Annotated in this window: 12 protein-coding genes; 11 read left to right on the forward strand and 1 reads right to left on the reverse strand. The window is 71.1% G+C overall.

The features are described from left to right. Position 1 precedes the first annotated feature (1 nt). Both CIB93_RS16055 and CIB93_RS16060 read left to right on the forward strand, forming a co-directional pair. Positions 2-1,117 carry an MAB_1171c family putative transporter gene (locus CIB93_RS16055; protein ID WP_096627520.1) on the forward strand — a complete coding sequence of 372 codons (1,116 nt, stop codon included), beginning with the start codon at positions 2-4 and terminating at the stop codon, positions 1,115-1,117. A 24-nt stretch (positions 1,118-1,141) separates the two neighbouring features. After that, complete coding sequence (locus CIB93_RS16060; RefSeq protein WP_096627521.1) at positions 1,142-2,338, forward strand: amidohydrolase family protein; 1,197 nt, start codon at positions 1,142-1,144, stop codon at positions 2,336-2,338. 39 nt (positions 2,339-2,377) lie between these two features. Here CIB93_RS16060 and CIB93_RS16065 read toward each other — a convergent pair whose 3' ends face one another. Beyond that, positions 2,378-3,280 carry a helix-turn-helix transcriptional regulator gene (locus CIB93_RS16065; protein WP_096627522.1) on the reverse strand — a complete coding sequence of 301 codons (903 nt, stop codon included), beginning with the start codon at positions 3,278-3,280 and terminating at the stop codon, positions 2,378-2,380. 498 nt (positions 3,281-3,778) lie between these two features. Here CIB93_RS16065 and CIB93_RS16070 point away from each other — a divergent pair, with 498 nt between their 5' ends. The 9 genes from CIB93_RS16070 (at position 3,779) to CIB93_RS16110 (ending at position 10,689) form a co-directional block, all read left to right on the forward strand. Beyond that, positions 3,779-4,135, forward strand: a complete 357-nt coding sequence (locus CIB93_RS16070) for a hypothetical protein (protein ID WP_257002215.1) — start codon at positions 3,779-3,781, stop codon at positions 4,133-4,135. Positions 4,136-4,137: 2 nt separating this feature from the next. After that, complete coding sequence (locus CIB93_RS16075) at positions 4,138-5,079, forward strand: hypothetical protein (protein ID WP_096627524.1); 942 nt, start codon at positions 4,138-4,140, stop codon at positions 5,077-5,079. After that, positions 5,079-5,792: an ATP-binding protein gene (locus CIB93_RS16080; protein ID WP_096627525.1), complete on the forward strand. Its 714-nt coding sequence runs from the start codon at positions 5,079-5,081 to the stop codon at positions 5,790-5,792. Before CIB93_RS16075 ends, CIB93_RS16080 begins: the two co-directional genes overlap by 1 nt. A 102-nt stretch (positions 5,793-5,894) precedes the next feature. Further along, entirely contained in the window at positions 5,895-6,488 is a 594-nt protein-coding gene (locus CIB93_RS16085) for a WhiB family transcriptional regulator (protein ID WP_096627526.1), read from the forward strand. Further along, a complete protein-coding gene (locus tag CIB93_RS16090) occupies positions 6,485-7,513 on the forward strand; it encodes a DUF2637 domain-containing protein (RefSeq protein ID WP_096627527.1) in 1,029 nt (342 codons plus the stop codon). The genes CIB93_RS16085 and CIB93_RS16090 overlap by 4 nt, the downstream gene beginning before the upstream one ends. A gap of 102 nt (positions 7,514-7,615) precedes the next feature. Then, positions 7,616-7,840: a hypothetical protein gene (locus CIB93_RS16095; protein WP_096627528.1), complete on the forward strand. Its 225-nt coding sequence runs from the start codon at positions 7,616-7,618 to the stop codon at positions 7,838-7,840. Positions 7,841-8,067: 227 nt separating this feature from the next. Continuing rightward, complete coding sequence (locus tag CIB93_RS38860; protein WP_257002216.1) at positions 8,068-8,460, forward strand: MobC family plasmid mobilization relaxosome protein; 393 nt, start codon at positions 8,068-8,070, stop codon at positions 8,458-8,460. 4 nt (positions 8,461-8,464) lie between these two features. Continuing rightward, positions 8,465-10,213, forward strand: a complete 1,749-nt coding sequence (locus CIB93_RS16105) for a relaxase/mobilization nuclease domain-containing protein (RefSeq protein WP_257002217.1) — start codon at positions 8,465-8,467, stop codon at positions 10,211-10,213. A 77-nt stretch (positions 10,214-10,290) separates the two neighbouring features. Continuing rightward, complete coding sequence (locus CIB93_RS16110; protein ID WP_096627530.1) at positions 10,291-10,689, forward strand: hypothetical protein; 399 nt, start codon at positions 10,291-10,293, stop codon at positions 10,687-10,689. Positions 10,690-10,729: the final 40 nt, after the last annotated feature.

The raw sequence follows: 10,729 nt of genomic DNA on the forward strand, positions 1-10,729 counted from the left end.
GATGACCGAACTGATCCTCCTGGGCCTCGCCGCTGCCGTGGCGTGGAAGCTCTACCAGTGGTCGCGGGCCCCGCAGGACGCGCCGCTGCGTTCCGTCACCCTGTGCCTGCTCACCGCCGTGCTGTCCTACCCCCTGGCCATGCCGGGTGGTGCTTCGGGCGTCGACACCGTGGCCGGGCATGGCACGGCGAAGCTCGTGCAGAACGTGCTGCTCCTGCTGACGGTCTACTTCCTGATGTGCTTTTACCTGTACTCCGCCGACGGGCCGGCCGCCCGTCGACGGGCCCGACGAGAGGCCGTCGTCGTCGCACTGGTGGCCGTGGCCATCGTCGTGGCCGCGGAGACGGTTCCCCATGACGTCTTCGCCGGCTCCTTCAGTACGGCGGACATGACGATCCCGCAGATCGCCTTCTTCTACGGCGTCACCGGCCTGTACCTCATGTACGCCCTCGGGGTCACCGGTCGGTGGACCCGCCAGTACGCCCGCATGTCGCGTCGCCCGCACGCGACGGGGTTGTGGATGGCCGCTGTGGGCCTGAGCGCGATGGCGGTGGCCTGCGCGGTCCGCGCGGTCTTCGTGGCCGTCCGCTGGAGTGGCAGGACCGTGCCGCATCCGCTCATGGCCTGCGTCGCGGTGTTCCTCGTCGTGTCCATCCTGCTCTTCGTCGCCGGAGTCACCTATGCGGGGGCCCGCGCGAGGGTCACCTCGGCGCGGCTCTGGCTGCGGCGACGCCGTGACCACCGCCGCCTGGCCCCGCTGTGGCAGCTGCTCACCGACGCGTACCCCGAGAACGTGCTGCGGCCGGCTTCTCCGGCGCTTTGGGACCGTTGGAGGGCGCGTGGCGTGCACCGGCGCTACCACCGGCGGATAGTGGAATGCCGGGACGGGTTGGTTGACATCAGCCCGTATCTGGTCCGCGAGGGTGAGGGCGCCGAAATCCTCTCCCTCCCCCCGGCTGTGCTGGCGGACCGCCTCCGCCAAGCCGTGACCACGATCGGCATGGACGCCAGCCCAGCGCGTCAGGCCGTCCCCTTGGCAATGCCCCAGGCGGATGACCGGGACGCGGACGTGCGGCAGCTGATCGCGGTATCGGACGCGCTGCGCCTGTCCGCCTGACCACCGACGAACAAGGAGGCCGAGATGCTGATCACCGCCCGCCGAGTCCTCGTGGGCCCCGGAACGTATCTGGACGATGGCGCGGTCCTCGTCGAAGGCGACTCGATCACGGCGGTAGGGCCCCGCGCGCAGATCGCGGCGCGGGCCGGCGCGGACGACACGCACCTCGCGTTTCCCGAGGGCACGGTGGTGCCCGGTCTCATCGACGCCCACGTGCACCTGGTGTTCGACGGCGGTGCGGACCCGGTGGCCACGCTCCAGGAGTCGAGCGACGAGACCCTCCTGAAGGACATGCGCCGCCGCGCGGAACAACTCCTCTCCAGCGGTGTGACGACGGCGCGTGACCTGGGAGACCGCAACGGCCTCGCCCTCCAGCTGGACGCGGAGATCGCCAGCGGCAGGACTCCCGGTCCCCGGATCGCCTCCGCCGGCACACCCGCGACCCCGCCTGGAGGCCACTGCTATTTCCTCGGCGGTGAGGTTTCCGGGGAAGCCGAGGTCCGCGATCTCGTGCGGCGCAACATCGAGGCGGGCGCCACCGTGATCAAGGCGATGGTGACCGGGGGCGGTCTGACCAAGGGTGGGCCGCAGAGCTGGCAGAGCCAGTTCTCCCCGGAAGAACTCCAGGCCCTGGTGGACGAGGCCCACCAGGCCGGCCTGCGGGTGGCCGCCCACGCACACGGTACGGACGGCATCACCGCGGCCGTCGAGGCCGGGGTGGACACGATCGAGCACTGTACGTGGATGACGAGCGACGGCTTCGACCTGCGGCAGGACGTCCTGAAGCAGATCATCGACCGGGGCATCGCTGTCTGCCCGGCTGTGAGTCCCCACTGGCAGATGCTCCCCCGCTTCTTCGGCGAGGAGCGGGCGGCGGCCATGTTCGACCTCGTACGGCAGATGGCGGAGGCCGGAGCCAAGCTCATCGCGGGAACCGACGCCGGAGTCCAGCGCACAGGGTTCGACGGACTGGTGCCCGCCCTGTCGTTCTACGCGCACCTCGGGCTGCCGAACGGCAGGATCCTGGACATGGCGACTGCCGACGCGGCCGATGCGCTCGGACTGGGCGGGACGACAGGTCGGATCGCTCCCGGGTTCCGCGCGGACCTGCTGGTGGTCGACGGAAACCCCGTCGAAGACCTCAACGCGCTGAAGGCGGTCCGGGCCGTCGTCGCTGAGGGGCGCCTACACGAGCCGGGCAAGACGCCGGGGCACGAGTAGCCACGCCGCCTGTCCGCAGCGTAGGAGGGCGGACAGGCGCTACTCGCCAGCGTCCGCTTCCTTCTCCTCCAGCTCCGCCACCAACTCGTTCACCAGTGCCATCGCCTTCGGTGACAGCCCCTGAGAGCCCAGCCCACGAGCCCTCACCCGGCCCACGGCGCCCTTCTTCGCGGCTGCGAGGAGGTGAAGACCCTCATAGACCTGAGCAGCCACGGCGGCGTCTGGCTCGAAGTACATCCGCGAGACGCCCACGACGACTGAGAGCGCGTCCAGAACCGCCGGCGACGCGGTCCCGGTGATGCCCGTACGGAGATCCCGGAAGCCCTCCTCGGTGATGATCTGCGCTCCGGCGTGAGCGTTCACCGCGTTCGCCATCTCCGCATCCGAGGGGGGCCCCTGGGGGCCGGGATACGAGCTGTTCAGGAGCAGGGTGATCTTCTCGGCCAGCGATTCGGGAGGGGTGCCGAGGGCTGAGGCGCTCCCGGTTCCCGACGGTGCGGGTTCGTCAACCTGCACACCCCGCGCCTTGGCGACCGACCGGGCCTCCGCTCGCCGCAGCTCCTCCGGGCTGACCCCGTACGCCGCCGCCAAGGCCGGGACGTACTTGTCCTTGAGACGTCGCTCTCCGCGTTCGGCCGCCGCTACTGGGCCGGCGCTCTTGGTTCCGATCAGCTCAGCCGTCTCGTACTGGTAGTAGCCGGCATCACAGCGCAGGTCAGTCAGATCGGGCGGCCCAGACCGTGGGAACAGGTCGTTCACGTCCCGTCCGAGCGCGCGCGCCAGCGCGGGCAGTCTCTCCGGATCGGGAGTCTGCGCGCCGGTCTCCCAGCCGGCGACCGCCGAGTCGGACACTCCCAGCGCCTCGCCAACGGCAGCCTGGTAGATCTCGGCGGCTCGCCGTACCGCACGTAGACGGCTTCGGTCGAAGTGACGAGCAGGCATCGGACCTCGTTTTTTATGCAAACTGGAGTCGATCCAGTACGTTGACTTTTTCTTCGGTCGGGAATAGTTTCAGCTTAGCGAAGGGCGAGCGGCGTTGCACGCTTGCTCGATCTTCGTCTTCGAACCCTTCCAAGGCTCTGGGCCGCGGGGCGGGTCATGAGCCACGACCGCCCACTGCTCCAGCGGTGTATGTCGAGTTGGCGTCGAATCGGCTCAGCACCCGCTGCCAGCTGGAGTGTTGACCGCTGTCTGCATATGTTGCTGGTCCCTCGGCGGAAACGCCGACGCCAGGCTCAACGCATGGGAGGGAAGTAGGAGTTACCCCAAGCGCCGCAGACGCGCTTCCTCTAGGGGAAATGAAACCGGCGCCCAGAAGTTAGCCGCTTCCGGACGCCGAGCCCGCCACCCGAAGGGGGCGGATCCATAACTGGAGCGGGTCGGCTGACCTTTTCGACGAGAACGGCCGTCCCACTCCACCTACGAGTGAGGAATTCTCGCATGCCCGAGTCCCGGCACGGAAGGGCGAACACCGCCCAGCCTGTCCAGGCTCCCGACCCCGCCGGATCCCGCCGGCGCCGCCTGGCCACCCTCCTCGCGGACATGGTGCCCGGTGCCCGCACCATCCGCGTCTCGCAGCGCGAACCCGAGCGGACCTGGCCCAGCCCCCACGCCCGCGCCTACGACGAGCAGGGGAGCCCTGTCGCCCTCAACCGGGCCCAGGGCCTGACGGCCGCACGCTGGGTGATGCGCACCCACCCCGAGGTGAACTGGAACGAGGCATACGACCTCGACCTCACCAACGGTGTCCTGCGCCCCGCCGCCGAGGCGTACGCGGTCGCGGACGGGAGGCGCTGAGCGTGGCAAGGATCCGAACCTTCAAGCCCGAAGCCTTCACGTCCGAGTCCCTGGCGCAGGTGAGCGTCTACGCCGAGCGAACCTTCTTCGGGCTGATCAGCCGCGCCGACGACCACGGCCGCCTCCGTGACCAGCCCGCCGCGCTCTGTGGAGAGCTCTGGGCAGTCCGGGGCGGGCGCACGCCGGTCGACGTCGAGGACGACCTGATCCAGCTCGCTGCCGCCAACCTGATCTGCCGCTACGAGGACGACGAAGGCAAGCGGTACCTGCACATCGTCACCTGGCACCGGCACCAGAAGATCAACCGCGCGAGCCGCAGCCGACTCCCCGAGTGTCCGAAGCACGCCGCCGGGAAGCCGAAGCCGGATGCGCCGCAGACTCACGGAGACGTCCCGGAATCCGCGGTGAAGGCTCACGGAGGACTCACTGACGACGCACGAATCCGCGCCGAATCCTCCGGATCGCACGAAACCGCAGGTCGCGAGGCATTCAGTGAGTCCTCACTGAACACTCACGGAGGGAGCGCTGAACCCGCGGTGAGCCCTCACCCCCTGGATCTTGGACCTAGGAACCTGGATCTAGGAACTTCTTCCCCTTCGGGGGGCGCGAGCGCCCACGCACCGGAGACCACCTCGGCCCAGCAGCTCATCGCCGAGTACGCCGCCGCCTGCGCACATCGCCCGCCCAGCGGCGTCCTCGGTCACCTCGGCCGCGAGACGGCCAGGCTCCTCGCCGAGGGCATCGGCCCCGGCCACATCCGCGCCGGCCTGGCCCTCCACCGCGCCAAGGGGCTGCACCCCAGCACCTTGCCGAGCCTGGTCCACGAGGCCATGAACGCCACCCGCGCCGGTTTGGTCCGGCCGGAATCCCGGCCTAGCGTGCCCGGTCACCGGGCCTGGGCCAATCCCGCCGACCCTGCCGCCGCCTACGCCGAGGAGCTGTGATGCGCGACTACGACGCCCAGCCCGTCGGGGGCATCGCCCGCCGACTGGCGCACATCCTCACCTCCCGGGGCATCGACCCGAACAGCAAGCTCACGGACCCGGTCGAGCCCGTCCCCGCCCTCCAGGCGGCGCAGGCCCGTATCCCGGCCCGCTACCGTGCCGCCGTCGCCGACCACCCGGCCGTCGCCGCCTGGGTCCGCGAGGTCGCCGAGCGGGGACGCCCCGGGCCCGAAGGTGCCCCGGGACTCGCCGAGGGCCGCTCGCTGCTGATCGTCGGCACCACGGGGACCGGCAAGACGTACCAGGCGTACGGAGCGGTCCGCTCGCTCCTGATCGCCGGGGTCCGGCTGCGCTGGAAGGCGATCACGGCCGCCGACCTGTACGCCGAACTGCGGCCCCGCCCGGGACACGACGGCGAGCGCGAGCTGATGGACCTGGCCCGTTGCCCGCTGCTGATCATCGACGACCTCGGGGCGGCGAAGAACAGCGAGTGGACCGAGGAGATCACGATGCGGCTCATCAACCGCCGCTACAACGCGATGCTCCCGACGCTGATCACCACCAACCTCGGCATGTCCGACCTGCGGGCCCACATCGGCGACCGCGTCGCCTCCCGGCTCACCGAGATGACCGACCGGGTCATCCTCGACGGCCCCGACCGCAGACGAGCCCTCGCGGCCGAGCGACGCGCTCTCGCCGCCGCCAGCGCCTGACCCTGCCCCGTGACGGCCGGCACCGGCCCGTTTCTCATACCTGCACCAACCCCCAGGTCGCCCCTGCCCAAACGCGGCCCGGGGGGATACGGAGACACCCCCATGCACCGCACTGACACCGCGCAGCCCCGAGCCCTCGGCGACCACACCTGGCGCGACCGGGCCGCCTGCCGCTCGACCGCGCACCACCGGGTCGACCCCGAACTCTTCTTCCCCGAGCCCGACGAGGTCGACCGCATCGCCGCCGCCAAGGCCCTGTGCGAGCAGTGCCCGGTCAGCAGTACCTGCCTCGACGCCGCCCTCGAGAACGGCGACCGCGACGGCATCCGGGGTGGCCTGACCGAGGAGGAGCGAGAGCAGCTGCACGGCAAGTTGGGGCAACGCCTCAACTACGCACGCGTCAACGAAGCCCTGTCCGGACGCGACATCCATCTCACCAAGGCCGAGCGCCGCGCCGTCGTCCGCGCCGCCTACCAGGCCGACATCCCCGCCGAGCAGCTCGCCCGGATGCTCAAGGTCACCGAGGCACACGCCGGGAAGCTCTACCGTCGCACTCGCCGAGAGATCCGCAACCGTGCCGTCGACCAGCAGAAGAAGGCGAACGAGGCATCGAAGACGCCCAACAACGCCCCCCAGGTCCTGAAGAATCCCGCCGCCAAACTCCCGGCCCGCGACGACCTCGGGACGGCGGCGTGAGCCACATCGCGCCCGTACCGGCGCGGATCAACGGCTGGGACCGGGCCGCCGTCGTCGCCCTCGGCGGCGCGGGATGCGCGCTCTCGTACGACGCCCTGCAGCAGATGGCCACCGCCATCCACGTCCGAGGACTCCTGACCTTCCTCTTCCCCCTGGTCATCGACGGATTCATCGCCTACGGAGTACGAGCCCTCCTGGTCCTGCGCACCGCCCCGCTCGCGGCCCGCTGCTACGTGTGGACGCTGTTCGGCACCGCGACCGCCGCCAGCATCTGGGCCAACGCTCTGCACGCTGTACGCCTCAACCAGCAGCAGCACGACGGTGTGGGCCTCCGGCTCGGCGACGTCACCGTCGGCGTCCTGTCCACCCTGGCCCCGCTCGCCCTGGCCGGCGCCGTCCACCTGTACATCCTCATCGCCCGCCGGGCCGCCGAGGCCGACCTGTCCGGACACCAGGAGACCGCCGGTGTCCGGATGGAGCGGGTCACCGATGACCGTCCGGATAACCACCTCGGCTGGGGCGTACGAGGTACAGCCCCGGTCATGTCCGGACACCCGGCCGAGTTGCCCGGTCCGGACACCGGCCGCCCGGCGGTCACCCAGCGGCCGGACACCTCGGAGACCACCCCGGACACCGTGTCCGGAGCGCGGAAGAAGCCGGTCGAACCGGAGCCCGAGCACGGTGGCCGCGACGCTGACCAGGGCGGACACCCCGCTCCCAGACCTCGCCCGGTCACCCACCCCGCCGACCCGGCCAAGCGTCCGGACACCACTTCGGGCCCGTCCCCGAAGGCCCGGCCCACCGACCCTCCGGACACCGAACCCCGCAGGTCGGCCCCGGTCACCGACGAGCAACTCCTTGCGATCGCCCGACCGGCGGTCACCGAGGCCGGCGACCTGACCCGCAAGGTCGTCGCGGACGCCATCCGCGGTCACGGACACGGTCTCGGCAATGACCGGTTGACCGTCCTGATGCAGCACCTCCGCAAGGAAGCGGACAAGGCTCCGGACACCCGGACCGGCTGACCGGACAGCCTGCTCGGCGGGTGTCCCGGCCCGGACATCCGGACCGGCGCACCCGCCGAGCAACGACCCCCTCCCACCTCGCACACGCACCGGAGCCACCACATGCGCCCCACCACGGCCACCCGAGCCGAAGCCGACGCCTGGATCACCGTGCTCGGCCGGTACGGACACCTCCATCACGCCGAACCCGGTCCCGACGGAGCCTGGACCGTCCAGCGCACACCCACGAGCACACCCCGCACCCTCCACCACCCCGTCCTCGCCCTCGACTTCGTCGCCGAAGTCCTGCGCGACGTACGTCGCGACACCTCCGGACTGCTCCGATGACGCCTACCGATCCGCCCTCCGCCCCCGCTGACCTGGGCGAAGGCCACTGCCCGGCACGAGGCCGAGCAAGCTGTACCTTCCGAAACTCCTCCGCAGCCACAGGCCGCGGAGGAGTTTCGGAAGGGCTTGCCCCCGCCCCCGAGCGGGCGGGGGAGCCCCGGCACCAGGGGGCGCCAGGCCATGGGGCTGCGACCGAGGGCGGATCGCAGCCAGGGGGAGAAGAAACCGTGCGTCCCGAGTCGCGTACGCGCCCCCGCCTGCGCCAGAGCGTGCACCGCGACCAAGTCCGCAGCGTCCGCCTGACCCGCGACGAACTCGACGTCGTGAAACGCGCCGCCGAAACGGTCGGCCTGAAGACCGCCGGCTTCCTCGCCGACGCCGCGGTCGCGGTCGCCCAAGCCCAAGGCGGCCCCAAGGCGTGGCTGATGGACCAGCGCGGTCGCGTCGAGGAGCTGATGGCCGCCAGCGCCCAGCTCGCCCGCGCCGGCAACAACCTGAACCAGGTGGCCCGCATCCTCAACTCCGGTGGACATGCCGAGTACGCCGACGACGCGGTCGCCCGAGTCTTGCGCGCCGCTACCCGGGTCGAGGCCGCCGCCATCGAGATGGCGAGGCGCTGACGCCGTGGTCCCGGACGTCTCCACCGGCAGCCGCACGTACGGCCTCCTCGCCTATCTCTACGGGCCTGGCCGCCGGGACGAACACACTGACCCGCACCTCGTCGCCGCCTGGATGCCGGAGCTCGCACCCGACCCCGGTCGTGACCCGAGCGCCACCCTCAAGCAGCTCACCGACCGGCTCGACCTCCCCGTCCTCGCCCTCCCGAAGGACCGCCGCCCGACCCAGCACGTCTGGCACTGCCCCGTCCGCACCGCCCCCGGCGACCGGCACCTCACCGACGCCGAATGGGCCGAGGTCGCCCGCCGCATCGTCCACGCCACCGGCATCGCCGAGGAAGGCGACGACAAGGCGTGCCGCTGGATCGCCGTACGCCACGCCGAGGACCACATCCACATCGTCGCCACGCTCAAACGCGAAGACGGACGAAGCCCCCGCCGGCACCAGGACGGTATCCGCGCCCAGGCCGAATGCCGCAAGATCGAAAAGGAGTGGGGCCTGCAGATCCTCAACGAAGGCGACCGCACCGCCGCCCAACGCCCCACCAGCGCCGAACGCGCCAAGGCGGAGCGCACCGGCCGCATCGAACCGCCCCGTGAAACGCTGCGTGAGCACGTCCGCCAGGCGCTGGCCGGCGCCGCCGACGAGGACGAGTTCTTCCGTCGTCTCACCGAAGCCGGCCTTCGCCTCGAAAAGCGTGTAGCCCCCTCCGGCGACATCCTCGGATACAAGGTCGCCCTGCCCGGCGACCGGAACCGTGACGGCGAGCCTATTTGGTTCCCCGGCTCCCGGCTCGCCCCCGACCTCTCCCTCCCCAGGATTCGCCAGCGCCTTGCGGACGAACCGCCCGAGGACGAGCCGACGACCGTCACGGGCCCCGCCCCACGGGCCGCTCGCCCAGCCGGTGCTCGCCGAGACGCCACCCACGTCGCGGAGCAGGCCGTCACCGTACTCGCCGGGGACGACGACGCGGCAGGCGCCGCTCAGCTCATCGGCGTGGGCGAACTCCTCGACGCCGTCGCTCAGACCTCCCCGGCCTCCACCCGCAAGGAACTCGCCGAGGCCGCCCGCGCCTTCGAACGCGCCACCCGCTCTCACACCCGCGCCGAGCACGCCGACCACCGCGCTCTCCGCTCCGCCGCGCGTGGCATCGTCCGGGCCGGCAACGCCCTCGGCAAAGGCGAGGACGGCGGCGCCACCGCGATGCTCCTGTCCACGATGGTCCTCGTCACGATCGCCGCCATCCACTGGCACTCCGCCCGGGGCCACGCCCAGCAGGCCGCTGCCGCCCGACAAGCCGCGCAGCACCTGCGCGCCGCTTACCAGACCGCGTCCGCCACGCCCATGAAGGCGATGCGCGAACAGGGACGCCGACTCCCCGCCCCCGTACGCGACCGCTATGCCCACACCATGGAAGCCGCACTGCCCGGACAGGCCGACCACGTCCTGCGCGAGCCTGGCTGGGACGCGCTCGCCGCCACCCTTGCCCAAGCCGAGCGCGCCGGACACAACCCCGACGCACTGCTCCAGCAGGCGATCGAGTGGCGCGAGTTGGAGACCGCCGACAACGTCACCGATGTACTCGTCTGGCGCCTGCGTCGCATGGGGAAACTGCCCGCTACCGCGGACTTGCCCAGCACGCGCGCGCACACGCGGACACCCCCGCCGCAGCCCCGATCACCGAAGCCGCCGGCACCTGAGCCCACGGCTCACCACGACACGAACAGCACCCGCAGGCCGGGCCCACGGCGCTGACCAGCACCTCAAAGCGCTGGACACCCATGGCCGACGCTGTTAGGGCTGGTCAACAACAGGACGAGGAGACGATGCCAATGCTCAGCGAAGACCTCCGGACCCAGAGAGCCGTGCTGCCGGAGACGGCAGCCGACGACCCCTTGCTGAGGCTCCAGCAGGAGACGCAGCTCGGCGACGGCATCATCCGTCTCCGCGCCACCACCCACCCCGAGGAGATCCGCATCGGCGGCATCCTGGTGATGTGCCCGAACTGCGGAGCCCGGCGCGACTGGATGGTCATCTGCGACCGCAGCCAGATCAGCATCCGCTGCCGATGTGCGCACCAGTGGGTCGAGCCCGAGCTGACGCGTGCAGACTACGAGGCGATGATCGACATCGGTGGCCAGGACTACCCGAGCTTGGAGGCCGCGGCCCAGGCCGTGGGGTACGACGGCACGCTCGCCGGCACCTACCTGTCGGAGCCGAGGCCCGAGTAGGTCCTGGTCAGCGGCATTCATGCCCTCTGGCTGAGACCGG

This window comes from Streptomyces sp. WZ.A104 (assembly GCF_002382885.1).
In the GTDB taxonomy this organism is placed as follows: Bacteria; Actinomycetota; Actinomycetes; order Streptomycetales; family Streptomycetaceae; genus Streptomyces.

What these genes read in the sequence shown, in the direction of transcription:
- CIB93_RS16055 (WP_096627520.1), top strand. Translation starts at nt 2, where the DNA reads ATGACCGAACTGATCCTCCTGGGCCTCGCCGCTGCCGTGGCGTGGAAG.
- CIB93_RS16060 (WP_096627521.1), top strand. Translation starts at nt 1,142, where the DNA reads ATGCTGATCACCGCCCGCCGAGTCCTCGTGGGCCCCGGAACGTATCTG.
- CIB93_RS16065 (WP_096627522.1), bottom strand. Translation starts at nt 3,280, where the DNA reads ATGCCTGCTCGTCACTTCGACCGAAGCCGTCTACGTGCGGTACGGCGA.
- CIB93_RS16070 (WP_257002215.1), top strand. Translation starts at nt 3,779, where the DNA reads ATGCCCGAGTCCCGGCACGGAAGGGCGAACACCGCCCAGCCTGTCCAG.
- CIB93_RS16080 (WP_096627525.1), top strand. Translation starts at nt 5,079, where the DNA reads ATGCGCGACTACGACGCCCAGCCCGTCGGGGGCATCGCCCGCCGACTG.
- CIB93_RS16085 (WP_096627526.1), top strand. Translation starts at nt 5,895, where the DNA reads ATGCACCGCACTGACACCGCGCAGCCCCGAGCCCTCGGCGACCACACC.
- CIB93_RS16095 (WP_096627528.1), top strand. Translation starts at nt 7,616, where the DNA reads ATGCGCCCCACCACGGCCACCCGAGCCGAAGCCGACGCCTGGATCACC.
- CIB93_RS16110 (WP_096627530.1), top strand. Translation starts at nt 10,291, where the DNA reads ATGCTCAGCGAAGACCTCCGGACCCAGAGAGCCGTGCTGCCGGAGACG.